Here is a 15,729-nt window from a genome sequence, read left to right as displayed (position 1 = left end):
CTGTTTTGCGGCTTTTTCTATAAATATCATTATCGTCGACGAAACTTCAGATGATTTTTGAATATAGAAAGACGTAACAGTGATGTAAAGCGTGCACCCTTCGGTCATACAGTTAGCCGCACTTTTCTGCCATAATGGACGCTTTCGTTGTTACTCCGCAGGAGCCCACCATGGATTTTACCGCCGGACTGATGCCGCTTGAGACGGCACTCACGCAGATGCTTGACCGAGTTTCCCCGCTGCATGACGTAGAGACGCTGCCCCTCGTGCGCTGTTTTGGCCGTATTGCCGCGCGCGATATCGTCTCTCCGCTTAACGTGCCGGGGTTTGATAACTCAGCGATGGACGGTTACGCGGTACGCCTGGCGGATCTCGAGACGGGTAACGCCCTGCCGGTGGCGGGTAAAGCCTTTGCGGGTCAGCCGTTTAGCGGTGAATGGCCTGCGGGCACCTGCGTGCGCATCATGACCGGCGCGCCGGTTCCGGCCGGTTGCGACGCCGTGGTGATGCAGGAAGAGACCGAACAGACCGACGACGGCGTGCGTTTTACCGCCAGCGTCAAAGCAGGCCAGAACATCCGCCGTACCGGCGAGGACATTACCCTCGGCGCGACCGTTTTTACCGCCGGGCAAAGGCTGACGGTGGCGGAGCTGCCGGTGCTGGCCTCGCTCGGCATCGCGGAAGTCGACGTTATTCGCAAAGTGCGCGTCGCCGTCTTCTCCACCGGCGACGAGCTGCAGCTTCCGGGCCAGCCGCTGCAGGACGGCCAGATTTACGATACCAACCGCCTGGCGGTACACCTGATGCTGGAGCAGCTGGGCTGCGAGGTCATTAACCTCGGCATTATTCCAGACGATCCGGAAAAACTGCGCGCGGCGTTTATCGAGGCGGATAAATCCGCCGACGTGGTCATCAGCTCCGGCGGCGTTTCCGTGGGCGAAGCGGATTACACCAAAACCCTTCTTGAAGAGCTGGGTGAAATCGCCTTCTGGAAGCTTGCAATCAAGCCGGGCAAGCCGTTTGCGTTTGGCAAGCTTTCACACAGCTGGTTCTGCGGCCTGCCGGGTAACCCGGTCTCGGCGGCACTCACCTTTTACCAGTTGGCGATCCCGCTGCTGGCGAAGCTTTCCGGCAACAAGGCCAGCCCGCTGCCGGAACGCGTGCGCGTGCGTGCTGCCACGCGGATGAAAAAATCACCGGGTCGTCTCGATTTTCAGCGCGGCATTCTGTCGCGCAACGCGGACGGTGAGCTCGAAGTGAGTACCACCGGGCACCAGGGCTCACACATTTTCAGTTCCTTCAGCCAGGGCAACTGCTTTATCGTGCTGGAGCGCGAGCGCGGCAACGTGGAAGCCGGCGAATGGGTTGAGATAGAGCGCTTTAACCACCTGTTCGGAGGCTGATATGACGGTGGAGCTGAGCGACCCGGAGATGATGCGCTACAACCGCCAGATTGTGCTGCGCGGGTTTGATTTCGAAGGTCAGGAAGCGCTCAAGGCGGCCAGCGTGCTGGTCGTCGGGCTGGGCGGGCTGGGCTGCGCCGCCGCGCAGTACCTTGCCGCGGCGGGCGTGGGCAGGATGACGCTGCTGGATTTCGATACCGTGTCGGTGTCCAACCTGCAGCGCCAGACGCTGCACAGTGACGCGACGGTGGGCCAGCCGAAAGTGGACTCTGCCCGCACGGCGCTGGCGCGCATCAACCCCAACGTACAGTTCACCCTGATTGACGCGATGCTGGATGACGACGCGCTCTCCGCGCAGATTGCCCGGCACGATCTGGTGCTGGACTGCACCGATAACGTCACCGTCCGTAACCAGCTCAACGCGGGCTGTTTTGCCCATAAAACGCCGCTGGTTTCCGGCGCGGCTATCCGCATGGAGGGGCAAATCAGCGTCTTCACATACGCCGAGGGGGAACCCTGCTACCGCTGCCTGAGCCGCCTGTTTGGCGAGAATGCGCTGACCTGCGTTGAGGCGGGCGTGATGGCGCCGCTCGTCGGCGTGATTGGCTCATTGCAGGCGATGGAAGCGATCAAGGTGCTGGCACACTACGGCACGCCTGCCGCGGGGAAAATCGTGATGTACGACGCGATGACCTGCCAGTTCCGCGAGATGAAGCTGATGCGTAACCCGGTGTGTGAGGTGTGCGGAGGTTAAAGCAAACGGCAACCTTCAGGTTGCCGTTTTAGTGTTTGCTCCCTCTCCCTGTGGGAGAGGGTTGGGGTGAGGGCATCAGGCCGCACCCGTCAGATCGACGTCCGTCCAAACGCCCCCTGCCAGTCCTGCTCGAACTTCACAATTGCCGCATCTACCGCAGGAGAGGTAATAAACTGCTGCGCCACGTCCAGCGGCAGCGTGATGGACTCGCACCCTGCCAGCAGGCAGTCCAGCGCCTGACGCGGGGTTTTAAAGCTCGCGGCCAGCACCTTTGACTGCGGCGCGTGCAGCGTCAGCAGCTGTTGCAGCTCAATTACGGTCTGGATCCCGTTCCCGCCCTGCGCGTCCACGCGGTTAACGTAAGGGGCCACATACTCCGCCCCCGCCAGTGCGGACAGCATCCCCTGCGCCGCACCGTAGACTGCCGTACCCAGCGTCGGGATCCCTTCCGCTTTCAGCATCTTGATCGCCGCCAGCCCTTCTGCGGTTACCGGCACTTTCACCACCAGATCGTTAATGATGGCGCGAAGCTTACGCGCTTCTTCCACCATCCCTTCGGCGGTGGTCGCCATCACCTGTGCGAACAGACGACCTTTGCCGCCCAGCGCGTCGTGCAGCGCGGGCAGCAGTTCATCGAGCGGCGTTTTACCGGCAGCTACGATGCTTGGATTGGTGGTCACGCCCGCCAGCGGGAAGATACGCGCCAGCTTTTTGACTGCCGCAACGTCAGATGTGTCGAGATAAAGTTCCATGATGTCACCCTCAAAATTAGCCTGCACTTACCCTATCACGACAAAACCTGCTGAAGAGTTGACCTGCATCAAGATAACTTTCATTCGAAAGTAATTTAATCTTCATATGCAATATGAGAGGCAAAAACATGATCTTCAATATTCAGCGTTACTCTACCCACGACGGCCCCGGTATTCGTACCGTGGTGTTCCTGAAAGGCTGCTCGCTGGGCTGTCGCTGGTGCCAGAACCCGGAAAGCCGCTCCCGCAGCCGGGACGTGCTGTTTGATGCACGTCAGTGCCTGGACGGCTGCGATCTGTGCCAGCAGGCCGCGCCGGGCTGCATCGAACGCGCGCTGAATGGCCCGATCATCCACCGCGAAAAGCTGAGTGAAGAGACGCTTAACGCCCTCACCGACTGCTGCCCGACGCAGGCGCTGACCGTCTGTGGCGAAGAACAGCAGGTCGAGGAGATCATGGCGACCGTACTGCGCGACAAGCCCTTCTACGACCGCAGCGGTGGCGGGATCACCCTCTCCGGTGGCGAGCCGTTTATGAACCCGGATCTGGCGCAGGCCCTGTTTAAAGCCAGCCATGACCAAGGGATCCACACCGCCGTCGAAACCTGCCTTCACGTGCCGTGGCACTATATCGAGCCGTCATTACCGTACGTCGATCTGTTCCTCGCCGACCTGAAGCATGTCGACGGTGACGTTTTCAAGCAGTGGACGGACGGTTCGGCTAAGCGCATCCTGGATAACCTGAAACGCCTGGCAGCCGCAGGGAAGAACATCACCATCCGCGTACCGCTCATCCAGGGCTTCAACGCAGATGAAGCCTCCATAACCGCCATTACCAACTTCGCTGCCGATGAACTCGGCGTCGACGATATTCATTTTCTGCCGTATCACACGCTGGGCATGAACAAATACACCCTGCTCGGCCAACCCTACTCTGCCCCTGACAAACCGCTGGATAACCCTGCTCTACTGGACTTTGCGCAGCAGTACGCCCGCCAGAAAGGGTTAACCGCGACCTTACGAGGATAAACTTATGACCACCCTGAATCTCAATACCCTCAGCGAACGCATTAAGGCGCACAAAACGGCCCTGGTGCATATCGTCAAGCCGCCGGTATGTACCGAGCGCGCGCAGCATTACACCGAAATGTACCAGCAGCACATTGACAAGCCGATCCCGGTGCGTCGCGCTCTGGCGCTGGCGCATCACCTGGCCGAACGTACCATCTGGATCAAACACGACGAGCTGATTATCGGTAACCAGGCAAGCGAGGTGCGCGCCGCGCCGATCTTCCCGGAATACACCGTCTCCTGGATTGAGAAAGAGATCGACGACCTGGCAGACCGCCCGGGCGCGGGCTTTGCGGTGAGCGAACAGAACAAGCGTGTGCTGCACGAGATCTGCCCTTGGTGGCGCGGCCAGACGGTGCAGGATCGCTGCTACGGCATGTTCACCGACGAGCAGAAAGGCCTGCTGGAAACCGGCATTATCAAAGCCGAAGGCAACATGACCTCAGGCGACGCGCACCTGGCGGTGAACTTCCCGCTGGTGCTGGAGAAAGGTCTCGACGGCCTGCGCGCCAAAGTGGCCGAACGCCGCTCGCGCATCAACCTGACGGTGCTGGAAGACCTGCACGGCGATCAGTTCCTGAAGGCGATCGATATCGTGCTGGAAGCGGTAAGCCTGCACATCAAACGTTTTGCCGACCTGGCGCGTGAAATGGCCGCGACCGAAACCCGCGAAAGCCGCCGCGACGAGCTGCTGGCAATGGCGGAAAACTGCGACGTGATTGCCCACGAGCCGCCAAAAACCTTCTGGCAGGCGCTGCAGCTGTGCTACTTCATTCAGTTGATCCTGCAGATTGAGTCCAACGGCCACTCCGTGTCGTTTGCGCGGATGGACCAGTATCTCTATCCGTACTACCGCCGCGACGTGGAGCTGAACCAGAGCCTCGACCGCGAACACGCCATTGAACTGCTGCACAGCTGCTGGCTGAAATTGCTTGAAGTGAACAAGATCCGCTCCGGCTCGCACTCCAAAGCCTCTGCCGGTAGCCCGCTGTACCAGAACGTCACCATCGGCGGCCAGAAGCTGGTCAACGGTGAGCCGATGGACGCGGTGAACCCGCTCTCCTACGCAATTCTGGAATCCTGCGGTCGCCTGCGCTCCACCCAGCCGAACCTGAGCGTGCGCTATCACGCGGGCATGAGCAACGACTTCCTCGATGCGTGCGTGCAGGTGATCCGCTGCGGCTTCGGGATGCCGGCGTTCAACAACGATGAAATCGTCATTCCGGAATTCATCAAGCTCGGCGTTGAACGCGACGACGCCTACGACTACGCGGCCATTGGCTGTATCGAAACCGCAGTGGGCGGCAAGTGGGGCTATCGCTGCACCGGCATGAGCTTTATCAACTTCGCCCGCGTGATGCTGGCGGCGCTGGAAGGCGGCCGCGATGCCACCAGCGGCAAGGTATTCCTGCCGCAGGAGAAAGCGCTCTCTGCAGGTAACTTCGAAAATTTCGAGGAGGTGATGTCAGCCTGGGATAGCCAGATCCGCTACTACACCCGCAAATCCATTGAGATTGAGTACGTGGTAGACACCATGCTGGAAGAGAACGTCCACGATATTCTCTGCTCGGCGCTGGTGGACGACTGCATCGAGCGCGCGAAAAGCATCAAGCAGGGCGGCGCGAAGTATGACTGGGTCTCCGGCCTGCAGGTGGGTATCGCCAACCTCGGCAACAGCCTGGCGGCGGTGAAAAAGCTAGTGTTCGAACAGGGCACTATCGGCCAACAGCAGCTGGCGGCGGCGCTGGCGGATGACTTCGACGGGCTGACTCACGAGCAGCTGCGTCAGCGTCTGATTAACGGCGCGCCGAAGTACGGTAACGACGATGACAGCGTGGATATGCTGCTGACCCGTGCTTATCAGACCTACATTGAAGAGCTTAAGCAGTATCACAACCCTCGCTACGGCCGCGGCCCGATTGGCGGTAACTACTACGCGGGCACGTCCTCCATCTCCGCAAACGTGCCGTTTGGCGCGGCGACGATGGCAACGCCGGACGGACGTAAGGCACACACGCCGCTGGCGGAAGGGGCAAGCCCGGCTTCTGGTACCGACCACCTTGGCCCGACGGCGGTAATTGGCTCGGTGGGCAAACTGCCGACCGCAGCGATTCTCGGCGGCGTGCTGCTGAACCAGAAGCTGAATCCGTCAACGCTGGAAAACGACAGCGATCGCCAGAAGCTGATGGTGCTGCTGCGCACCTTCTTCGAGGTGCATAAGGGCTGGCATATTCAGTACAACATTGTCTCCCGCGAAACGCTGCTGGAGGCGAAGAAACACCCTGACCAGTATCGTGACCTGGTGGTGCGCGTCGCGGGTTACTCGGCGTTCTTCACCGCCCTGTCGCCGGATGCACAGGACGATATTATTGCCCGTACTGAGCATACGCTGTAACGGGGCATCACCTCAGGGGAAAAGCGCACGCTGATGCCCTCACCCCTCCCCTCTCCCACGGGGAGAGGGAGAAAACACTAAAAACGGCAACCGAGGTTGCCGTTTTGCTTTTACTTTCGAATGAAATTAAATTTGTGCTCCCCGTCACCTTGTTATTAGAATGTTTCAAAACGCAGTGACCCAGGAGCACAGTATGACCGTTAAAGTTATCGTCACCGATATGGACGGAACTTTCCTTGATGATGCCAAGCAGTACGATCGTGACCGCTTCCAGGCACAGTTTGAACAGCTTAAAGCCCGCGATATTGAATTCGTTGTCGCCAGCGGCAACCAGTATTACCAGCTCATCTCCTTCTTTCCAGAGCTAAAAGATCGGATCTCCTTCGTGGCGGAAAACGGCGCGCTGGTGTTCGACCGCGGAGAACAGATTTTTCACGGCGAGCTGACGCGCCATGAATCGCAGATCGTGATTGGCGAACTGCTGAAAGACAAAGGCCTGAACTTCGTGGCCTGCGGGCTGGAGAGCGCCTACGTCAGCGACAAAGCCCCGGACGCCTTCGTGGCGCTGATGTCAAAGCACTACCACCGCTTAAAGCGCATCAGCGATTACCGCGACATTGACGACGTGCTGTTCAAGTTCTCCCTGAACCTGCCGGATAGCGATATCCCGAATCTGGTGGATAAGCTGCACGTCTCCCTGGACGGCATCATGAAGCCGGTCACCAGCGGCTTTGGGTTTGTCGATTTGATTATCCCCGGCCTGCACAAAGCCAACGGCATCAGCCGTCTGCTGAAGCGCTGGAAAATCTCCCCTCAGGAGTGCGTGGCCATTGGCGACAGCGGCAATGATGCCGAGATGCTGAAGCTGGTAAAATATTCCTTTGCGATGGGTAACGCGGCGGAAAGCATCAAAGAAATCAGCCGCTACAGCACCGACGACAACAACCATCAGGGCGCGCTGAACGTCATTCAGGCCGTGCTCGACAACCATTCCCCGTTCGACGCCTGATCTTATCCTCGCCGGAGCCTTGCTCCGGCAGCCTGACTCTTTTCCCGTCCTGTGGCTTGCGTCAAGTTTTTAAACTTGCATTAACTTAATTTTAACTTAAAGTATCACTTGTAGATATTTCCACTTTCGAATGAAAGATGCGAGGCAGTTATGACCTTTACCAGTGAAACTTTGCCGGCGGATCACAAAGCGGCAATCCGTCAGTTGAAACGTGAGCTGCGCGCGCAGATCGGCGACGTGCAGGCGGTGTTTAATAAGCTCAGCGATAAAATTGCCACCCGCGTGGCGGAAATCAACGCTCTTAAGAACAAAGGCGAATCCGTCTGGCCGGTGATTCCGTTTGCGGATGTGAAAAACGGCACGATTACCAACGCACAGCGCGAAGCCATTAAACGCCGCGGCTGCGCGGTGATTAAAGGTCACTTCCCCCGCGAGCAGGCGCTGGCGTGGGATCAGTCGATGCTCGACTACCTCGATCTGAACAAGTTTGACGAAGTGTACAAAGGGCCTGGCGATAACTTCTTCGGCACCTTAACGGCCTCCCGTCCGGAGATTTACCCGATCTACTGGTCGCAGGCGCAGATGCAGGCGCGCCAGAGCGAAGAGATGGCGCAGGTACAGTCGTTCCTGAACCGTTTATGGACGTTCGAGAGCAACGGCAAGCAGTGGTTCGACCCGGATGTGAGCGTGATTTATCCGGATCGTATTCGCCGCCGTCCGCCGGGAACCACCTCGAAAGGACTTGGCGCACATACCGACTCCGGCGCGCTGGAGCGCTGGCTGCTGCCGGCTTACCAGCAGGTCTTTGCCCGCGTGTTTGACGGCAACGTCGAGAAATACGATCCGTGGAACGCCGCGCACCGTACCGAAGTGGAAGAGTACACCGTCGATAACACCACCAAATGCTCGGTGTTCCGCACCTTCCAGGGCTGGACGGCGCTGTCGGACATGATCCCCGGTCAGGGGCTGCTGCACGTGGTGCCAATCCCGGAAGCGATGGCGTACATTCTGCTGCGTCCGCTGCTGGACGACGTGCCGGAAGACGAGCTGTGCGGCGTGGCGCCGGGGCGCGTGCTGCCGGTTTCCGAGAAGTGGCACCCGCTGCTCATCGAAGCATTAAGCAGCATTCCGGCACTCGACGCGGGCGATTCCGTGTGGTGGCACTGCGATGTGATCCACTCCGTCGCGCCGGTGGAAAATCAGCAGGGCTGGGGCAACGTGATGTACATTCCTGCCGCGCCGATGTGCGAGAAGAACCTCGCGTACGCCAAAAAGGTCAAGGAAGCGCTTGAAACCGGCGCGTCACCGGGAGATTTCCCGCGCGAAGATTATGAAAAGAGCTGGCAGGACCGCTTTACCGTGAACGATCTCAACATCCACGGCAAGCGCGCGCTGGGCATGGTTTAACTGTCATACAAACCTTCCCGCTCAACGGCGGTGCGTCGTTTCCCCTGACGTATCCGCCGTACCGATTCCCGAACGGCCAGCGTGCCGTTAAGCAGTAACGTCCCCACCGGCGCGTCCGGGCGCATGAGCCGCTGCTGGAGCATATAAACCGCTTCCGTTCCCAGCTCATCGCGAGGAACGTGCACGGCCGTTAATGGAACATCCTGGATTGCCGCCAGGTTAAACCCGTCAATGCTCATCACCGACACGTCCTGCGGCACGCGCAATCCTCTTTTTTGCAATGCGCTGATGGTGCCCGCCGCCATAAAATCGCCGCCAACCAAAAATGCGGTTGGCAAATCCTTGCCCTGCATTTCGCTGAGCCAGCTGCTGACTGCCTGTTCACTTTCGCGTGCGCTGAAGCTGGGCACCACCAGCAGATCGCGCTTGTCGTTGAATTTCAGGTTGTGAGACTGCCACGCGTCGCGGATCCCCGTCAGGCGAAGCTCCATGGTATAGCGGCGCAGGCACAGCACACTCATTACCTCACGGTGTCCCATCTCAAACAGATATTCCGCCGCCCGCTCGCCAATGGCGCGATGATCCGGCGCGACGGCAGGCAGGCGCATGTGGCGGTCACGGCAGTTAATCAGCATGCAGGGTTTGCCGACATCCACAGCCAGATCGTGGATATGCGGGTCGTCGATGCCAAGAAGGATTGCCGCCTGGGTATCCGCCTCGTTCATGCGCGCCAGAAACAGCTGGGCATCGCTATCGTTCTCTTCCAGCGCGCAGTAGCGCAAGCGCACATCGTGGGATGCAAGGCCTTTACTCACGCTCTGGATCACACGGTAGTAAAAGATGTCGGACCGCTCGTCGAACGCACGCTGAGGGGCAAAAACCACCAGGCTATTGAGCAGCAGCCGTCCCGCCGCCATACCCTCCATCACCCCCAGCTCCCGCGCGCACGCCAGCACCTTTGCGCGCGCCTTTTCGCTGGTATTCGCTTTTCCCGCCAGCACCCGCGACACGGTGCTGATCGAGAGCTGCGTGCGGGCCGCGATCTCGGTGATTTTTAGCCTTTTGTCCATTTTGTGATCTGGCTCCATTTGCGAAATGAAAAAATTTTCATAGCGTATTCGTCAGGCAATTACTGACATAAATACCATCTTGCCAGAGGCTTTTCGTCAGTTATGAGAAATTTTGCACAAAATCCACTTTTGCCCACTCATTTTCTTCTTTAAGGTGAACTTGTCACACAACTTCCATACTAGTTGTATACCAGATAAAGAATTTTAAACGGATAAAAATCAAAGTCATAAAAATCCGTGTGACACCTGAACCTCCGTCCCCTTACCGTCCGTCTTGTGGAGAGTAAAATGAGTCAGGACATCAATAACACCGTTGCGACAAGCAAAACCCGTCGCGTCATCAAGAACCTGCGCTGGTACGTGCTGGTGCTGTTCTTACTTGGCGTTACCGTTAACTACATCACCCGAAACTCGCTCGGGATCCTCGCCCCGGAACTGAAAGAGAGCCTCGGGATCACCACCGAGCAGTACTCCTGGATCGTAGGAGCCTTCCAGATCGCCTACACCATTTTCCAGCCCCTGTGCGGCTGGCTGATTGACGTCATTGGCCTGAAGATTGGCTTTATGGTCTGCGCCGGGATCTGGGCTCTGATGTGTATTTTCCACGCGGGTGCCGGAAGCTGGCTGCACCTGGCCATTCTGCGCTTCTTTATGGGTGCCTCTGAGGCCGCCGCTACCCCGGCGAACGCCAAAACCATCGGCGAATGGTTCCCGAAATCAGAGCGTCCCGTTGCCGCCGGCTGGGCGGGCGTGGGCTTCTCCATCGGCGCGATGCTGGCTCCGCCTATCATCTACTTTGCTCACGCCTCGTTTGGCTGGCAGGGCGCGTTTATGTTTACCGGCGTGCTGGCGCTGCTGTGGGTGATCCTGTGGTGGGCGTTCTACCACAACCCGGAGCAGCACCCGAATCTGAGCAAGGACGAGCTGGCGTTTATCAAGCAGGACAACGAACCGCCTGCGGTGAAGCTGCCCTTCCTGACCGCGCTGAAAACCGTTTCAAAAAACAAACGCTTCTACGGTATCGCCATCCCCGCCTTTATGGCGGAACCGGCCTGGGCGGTGCTGAGCTTCTGGGTACCGCTGTACCTCGCCAAAGAGCACGGCATGGACCTGAAGCAGATTGCGATGTTTGCCTGGCTGCCGTTCCTCGCCGCCGACCTCGGCAGCGTGGCGAGCGGCTACCTGACGCGTCTGTACACCCGCATGTTCGGCTGCTCACGCGTTAACTCTGTCGTAGCCAGCTCCGTGACGGGCGCGTTCCTGATGATCTCGCTGGGCATCGTGGCCATTACCCGCGACCCGTACATCACCATCGTGCTGATCTCCATAGGCGGTTTCGGGCACCAGATTATTTCCTGCATGCTGAGCGCCCTGGTCGTGGAGTCGTTCGACAAAGGTCAGATGGCGACCGTCAACGGCATGCGCGGCTCGGCGGCGTGGATCGCCAGCTTCCTGTTCTCCCTGTTAATCGGTGTGACCGCCGACAAAATCGGCTTTAACCCGCTCTTTATCGCCATGGGCTTCTTTGACCTGATTGGCGCCGTCTTCCTGGTAGCATTTATTGCTGAACGTCGCGCCAAGCGCGCCTGATAGTGGATGTATTGCATATGAAAACCCTGAAAAACTGGACCGTTGATACGCAGTCGGCAAACCATCTGGAACTGCTGGTCGATAACCAGCACCGCCTGTGCCTGTATGTGCTGGAAGAGAACCTGTTCCGCGTGCTGATCAAACGCAAGGGCGAGCTGGCGCTGGACCGCACCTGGAGCATCGCGCCGGAACAAGACGTTCCCTGGGAAGGGCGCCGTCGTGACGATATCAGCGGCTTCACCTGCCCGACCTGGACGCTGACGCAGCAGGACGACACGTTAACCGTGGCAACCGAACAGCTGCGCGTCACCGTGCACCAGCCGCTGTGGCTGGAGTGGCACTATCGCAATGACGCGGGCGAGTGGCAGCCGCTGGTCAACGACCGCCCCACCAGCGCCTACCTGCTGAACGCCCACGGCGACGGCGTGGCGCACTATCTGAGCCGCCGCAAGGACGAGCGTTTCTACGGCCTGGGCGAGAAAGCGGGCGATCTGCAGCGCAACGGTAAACGCTATGAGATGCGCAACCTCGACGCCATGGGCTATAACGCCGCCAGCACCGACCCGCTCTACAAGCATATTCCTTTCACTATCACCCGCCGCGACGACGTGAGCTACGGCCTGTTCTACGACAACCTGAGCAGCTGCTGGCTGGATTTGGGCAACGAGATCGACAACTACCATACCGCCTATCGCCGCTGGCAGGCGGAAGCGGGCGATATCGACTACTACATCTTTACCGGCAAACGCGTGCTGGACGTTACCAAAGCCTTTGTTCGCCTCACCGGGAAAACGTTGTTCGGACCGAAATGGAGCCTGGGCTACAGCGGTTCGACCATGCACTACACCGACGCGCCGGACGCGCAAAACCAGCTGATGAACTTCATCCTCCTGTGCGAAGAGCACGCCATTCCGTGCGACTCGTTCCAGCTCTCCTCCGGCTATACCTCCATCAACGGCAAGCGCTACGTCTTCAACTGGAACTACGACAAGGTGCCGCAGCCGAAGGTAATGAGCCAGGCGTTCCATGACGCGGGACTGAAGCTTGCGGCTAACATCAAGCCGTGCCTGCTGCAGGACCATCCGCGCTACAACGAAGTGGCGGAGAGCGGCCTGTTCATTCGCGATTCAGAAACCGATGCACCCGAGCGCTCCAGCTTCTGGGATGACGAAGGCTCGCACCTCGACTTTACCAATCCGCAGACGGTGCAGTGGTGGCAGAACGGCGTCACTACGCAGCTGCTGGAGATGGGCATCGACTCTACCTGGAACGACAACAACGAGTACGAAGTGTGGGACGGAGAAGCCCGCTGCTTTGGCTTCGGCAAGGAGATCGCCATCAAGCATATTCGCCCTGTCATGCCGCTGCTGATGATGCGCGCCTCGCTGGAAGCCCAGCAGCGCTTTGCGCCAGAAAAACGCCCGTACCTCATCTCCCGCTCCGGATGCGCCGGGATGCAGCGCTACGTTCAGACCTGGAGCGGCGACAACCGCACCAGCTGGGACACGCTGCGCTATAACATCCGCATGGGGCTGGGCATGAGCCTGTCCGGGCTGTTCAACGTCGGCCACGACGTCGGCGGTTTCTCCGGCGACAAGCCGGACGCCGAGCTGTTCGTGCGCTGGGTGCAGAACGGCGTGATGCACCCGCGCTTTACCATTCACTCGTGGAACGATGACCACACCGTCAACGAACCGTGGATGTATCCGGGCGTCACGCCTGCCATTCGCGGCGCGATTGAGCTGCGCTACCGCCTGCTGCCGTATCTCTACACCCTGCTCTGGCAGGCGCACGCCGACGACGAGCCGATGCTGCGCCCGACCTTCCTCGACCACGAGCGCGATGCGCAGACCTTCGAAGAGTGCGACGACTTCCTGCTTGGCCGCGACCTGCTGGTCGCCAGCGTCGTCGAAGCCGGGCAGCGCGAGCGCCGGGTTTGGCTGCCGGATAACGAAACGGGCTGGTACGATTTTTACACCCACGCGTGGTATGCGGGCGGACAATCGATCGTCCTCGATGCGCCGCTGGAAAAACTGCCGCTGCTGGTGCGCGCCGGAGCCGGTCTGCCGCTGAGCGAGCGCATCACGCATGTGAGTGCCGAAAAAGATACGACCCGCGAGCTGAAGCTGTTCCCGGTGAAAGGCGTCGGCACAAGCTCGGGGCTGCTGTTTGAAGACGACGGTGAAAGCTGGGGCTACCAGAACGGCAATGCGCTGTGGGTGGAATGGGAGATGGTGTGCGACAGCGCAACCATCAACCTGAAGGTGAACGCGCGCGGGGATTATCGTCCAGCGTGGAAAGCGCTGAAAGTGTCGTTACCGGCGGGGGAGAAACGCAAACTGCTGGTGAACGGGACTGAAGGGAGCGAGTGGGTGGTATAGTGCGGGCGGATGCCCTCACCCTAACCCTCTCCCACAGGGAGAGGGGATAGAACGTAGGCCGGGTAAGGCGAAGCCGCCACCCGGCGTTTTTAGTTCTCGATACCTTTGCTGCGCAGGTAATCTTCGTAGTTACCGGTGAAGTCCACCACGCGCTCTGGCGTAATTTCGATCACGCGGGTCGCCAGCGAGCTGACGAACTCACGGTCGTGAGAGACGAAGATCAGGGTGCCCTGATACATCTCAAGCGCCATGTTCAGGGATTCGATCGATTCCATATCCAGGTGGTTAGTCGGTTCGTCCATCACCAGGATGTTTGGTTTTTCCATCATCAGCTTGCCGAACAGCATGCGTCCCTTCTCGCCACCGGAAAGCACTTTAGCCGGCTTCTTGATGTCGTCCTGGCTGAACAGCAGACGACCCAGAATGCTGCGTACCGCCTGCTCGTCGTCGCCTTCCTGCTTCCACTGGCTCATCCAGTCGAAGACGGTCAGGTCATTCTCGAACTCATATTCATGGTCCTGCGCGTAGTAACCAATCTGCGCGTTTTCGGACCATTTCACGGTGCCGTTGTCCGGCTGCAGTTCGCCGACCAGGGTTTTCAGCATGGTGGACTTACCCACGCCGTTGGCGCCCAGAATGGCAATCTTCTCGCCCACTTCCAGCAGCAGGTTGAAGTTTTTAAACAGCGGGCCTTCATCGAAGCCTTTGGTAAGAGCTTCCACTTCCAGCGCGTTACGGAACAGCTTCTTGTCCTGCTCGAAGCGGATGAATGGGTTTTGACGGCTGGAGGCTTTAACCTCTTCCAGCTTGATTTTATCAATCTGACGCGCACGCGAGGTTGCCTGACGCGATTTAGAGGCGTTAGCGCTGAAGCGGCTGACGAAGGACTGCAGGTCGGCAATCTGCGCTTTCTTCTTGGCGTTATCCGCCAGCAGACGCTCGCGCGCCTGGGTGGCCGCGGTCATGTACTCGTCGTAGTTGCCCGGATACACGCGCAGCTCGCCGTAGTCGAGATCCGCCATGTGCGTACAGACCATGTTCAGGAAGTGACGGTCGTGCGAGATGATGATCATGGTGCTGTCGCGATCGTTCAGCGTCTGCTCCAGCCAGCGGATGGTGTCGATGTCCAGGTTGTTCGTCGGTTCGTCGAGCAGCAGGATGTCCGGGTTAGAGAACAGCGCCTGTGCCAGCAGCACACGCAGCTTCCAGCCAGGGGCAACTTCGCTCATCGGGCCGTAATGCTGTTCAACGGGGATCCCCACGCCCAGCAGCAGCTCGCCCGCACGCGCTTCCGCAGAATAACCGTCCATCTCGCCGTACTGCGTTTCCAGATCGGCCACCTTATAGCCATCTTCTTCGCTCATTTCGGTCAGCGCGTAGATGCGATCGCGCTCCTGCTTCACTTCCCACAGCTCCGCGTGCCCCATGATCACGGTGTCGAGCACGGTGAACTCTTCGAAGGCGAACTGATCCTGACGCAGCTTACCGATGCGCTCGTTCGGGTCGAGCGAGACGTTGCCGAGGGTCGGCTCCAGATCGCCGCCGAGGATCTTCATGAAGGTGGATTTTCCGCTACCGTTGGCACCAATCAGGCCGTAACGGTTGCCGCCGCCAAATTTGACGGAAATGTTTTCGAACAGCGGCTTACTGCCAAACTGCATAGTGACGTTGCTGGTAACTAACACGGGGAGATTCCTGCGAAAAGTGTGATAAACACGGCATTATGCCACAATTCCGAATTGAGATCCCGTGTTGCGGCAATCCACTAAACTTTAACAAAATCGAAAAAAATGTGATTTCGTACACATCTGAATTCCCTGTTAGCGGGAATGCACATATAATGCGCTCCCATCACAGATTCAGACTTATCAACTCATCGCCAGAATGGCTTAGATACC

Annotated in this window: 11 protein-coding genes; 8 read left to right on the top strand and 3 right to left on the bottom strand. The window is 58.9% G+C overall.

The genetic code is table 11. The features are described from left to right. Window positions 1-170: 170 nt before the first annotated feature. On the top strand, window positions 171-1,403 hold the full coding sequence (moeA, locus tag ACWYRJ_RS02575) for a molybdopterin molybdotransferase MoeA (RefSeq protein ID WP_455507363.1): 1,233 nt from the start codon (window positions 171-173) through the stop codon (window positions 1,401-1,403). A gap of 1 nt (window position 1,404) precedes the next feature. After that, window positions 1,405-2,157, top strand: coding sequence for a molybdopterin-synthase adenylyltransferase MoeB (moeB, locus tag ACWYRJ_RS02570; protein ID WP_455507362.1), 753 nt, complete (start codon window positions 1,405-1,407; stop codon window positions 2,155-2,157). 89 nt (window positions 2,158-2,246) lie between these two features. Here moeB and fsa read toward each other — a convergent pair whose 3' ends face one another. After that, on the bottom strand, window positions 2,247-2,909 hold the full coding sequence (gene fsa, locus ACWYRJ_RS02565; RefSeq protein WP_455507361.1) for a fructose-6-phosphate aldolase: 663 nt from the start codon (window positions 2,907-2,909) through the stop codon (window positions 2,247-2,249). A 128-nt stretch (window positions 2,910-3,037) separates the two neighbouring features. Here fsa and ACWYRJ_RS02560 point away from each other — a divergent pair, with 128 nt between their 5' ends. The 4 genes from ACWYRJ_RS02560 to ACWYRJ_RS02545 all read left to right on the top strand — a co-directional run bounded on the left by ACWYRJ_RS02560 (window position 3,038) and on the right by ACWYRJ_RS02545 (window position 8,790). Then, window positions 3,038-3,937, top strand: a complete 900-nt coding sequence (locus tag ACWYRJ_RS02560; protein ID WP_455507360.1) for a glycyl-radical enzyme activating protein — start codon at window positions 3,038-3,040, stop codon at window positions 3,935-3,937. Between the two features lie 4 nt (window positions 3,938-3,941). Beyond that, entirely contained in the window at window positions 3,942-6,374 is a 2,433-nt protein-coding gene (locus tag ACWYRJ_RS02555; protein ID WP_455507359.1) for a formate C-acetyltransferase/glycerol dehydratase family glycyl radical enzyme, read from the top strand. Between the two features lie 193 nt (window positions 6,375-6,567). Then, window positions 6,568-7,383 (top strand): Cof-type HAD-IIB family hydrolase, encoded by an 816-nt coding sequence (locus ACWYRJ_RS02550; protein WP_045417410.1) that lies wholly within the window; start codon window positions 6,568-6,570, stop codon window positions 7,381-7,383. Window positions 7,384-7,533: 150 nt separating this feature from the next. Then, window positions 7,534-8,790, top strand: coding sequence for a DUF1479 domain-containing protein (locus ACWYRJ_RS02545; protein ID WP_455507358.1), 1,257 nt, complete (start codon window positions 7,534-7,536; stop codon window positions 8,788-8,790). Here the strand turns inward: ACWYRJ_RS02545 and ACWYRJ_RS02540 are convergent. Then, complete coding sequence (locus ACWYRJ_RS02540; RefSeq protein WP_455507357.1) at window positions 8,787-9,860, bottom strand: LacI family DNA-binding transcriptional regulator; 1,074 nt, start codon at window positions 9,858-9,860, stop codon at window positions 8,787-8,789. The genes ACWYRJ_RS02545 and ACWYRJ_RS02540 overlap by 4 nt on opposite strands. Window positions 9,861-10,148: 288 nt before the next feature. Between ACWYRJ_RS02540 and ACWYRJ_RS02535 the strand changes: the two genes are divergently transcribed. After that, window positions 10,149-11,450 carry an MFS transporter gene (locus ACWYRJ_RS02535; protein WP_143344858.1) on the top strand — a complete coding sequence of 434 codons (1,302 nt, stop codon included), beginning with the start codon at window positions 10,149-10,151 and terminating at the stop codon, window positions 11,448-11,450. 17 nt (window positions 11,451-11,467) lie between these two features. Beyond that, window positions 11,468-13,831, top strand: a complete 2,364-nt coding sequence (locus ACWYRJ_RS02530; protein WP_455507356.1) for a TIM-barrel domain-containing protein — start codon at window positions 11,468-11,470, stop codon at window positions 13,829-13,831. Between the two features lie 89 nt (window positions 13,832-13,920). On the opposite strand, the gene ACWYRJ_RS02525 is transcribed toward ACWYRJ_RS02530, so the two are convergent. Further along, on the bottom strand, window positions 13,921-15,516 hold the full coding sequence (locus ACWYRJ_RS02525) for an ABC-F family ATPase (RefSeq protein WP_455507355.1): 1,596 nt from the start codon (window positions 15,514-15,516) through the stop codon (window positions 13,921-13,923). Between the last annotated feature and the right edge of the window lie 213 nt (window positions 15,517-15,729).

This window comes from Enterobacter sp., assembly GCF_977039595.1.
The sequence above is the reverse complement of the archived record's forward strand: the minus strand, read 5'-3'. Positions and strand labels throughout refer to the sequence as shown.

Bases quoted from the DNA above. Each gene is read 5' to 3' on its own strand.
- moeA (WP_455507363.1), top strand. From the start codon at position 171: ATGGATTTTACCGCCGGACTGATGCCGCTTGAGACGGCACTCACGCAG.
- moeB (WP_455507362.1), top strand. From the start codon at position 1,405: ATGACGGTGGAGCTGAGCGACCCGGAGATGATGCGCTACAACCGCCAG.
- fsa (WP_455507361.1), bottom strand. From the start codon at position 2,909: ATGGAACTTTATCTCGACACATCTGACGTTGCGGCAGTCAAAAAGCTG.
- ACWYRJ_RS02560 (WP_455507360.1), top strand. From the start codon at position 3,038: ATGATCTTCAATATTCAGCGTTACTCTACCCACGACGGCCCCGGTATT.
- ACWYRJ_RS02555 (WP_455507359.1), top strand. From the start codon at position 3,942: ATGACCACCCTGAATCTCAATACCCTCAGCGAACGCATTAAGGCGCAC.
- ACWYRJ_RS02550 (WP_045417410.1), top strand. From the start codon at position 6,568: ATGACCGTTAAAGTTATCGTCACCGATATGGACGGAACTTTCCTTGAT.
- ACWYRJ_RS02545 (WP_455507358.1), top strand. From the start codon at position 7,534: ATGACCTTTACCAGTGAAACTTTGCCGGCGGATCACAAAGCGGCAATC.
- ACWYRJ_RS02540 (WP_455507357.1), bottom strand. From the start codon at position 9,860: ATGGACAAAAGGCTAAAAATCACCGAGATCGCGGCCCGCACGCAGCTC.
- ACWYRJ_RS02535 (WP_143344858.1), top strand. From the start codon at position 10,149: ATGAGTCAGGACATCAATAACACCGTTGCGACAAGCAAAACCCGTCGC.
- ACWYRJ_RS02530 (WP_455507356.1), top strand. From the start codon at position 11,468: ATGAAAACCCTGAAAAACTGGACCGTTGATACGCAGTCGGCAAACCAT.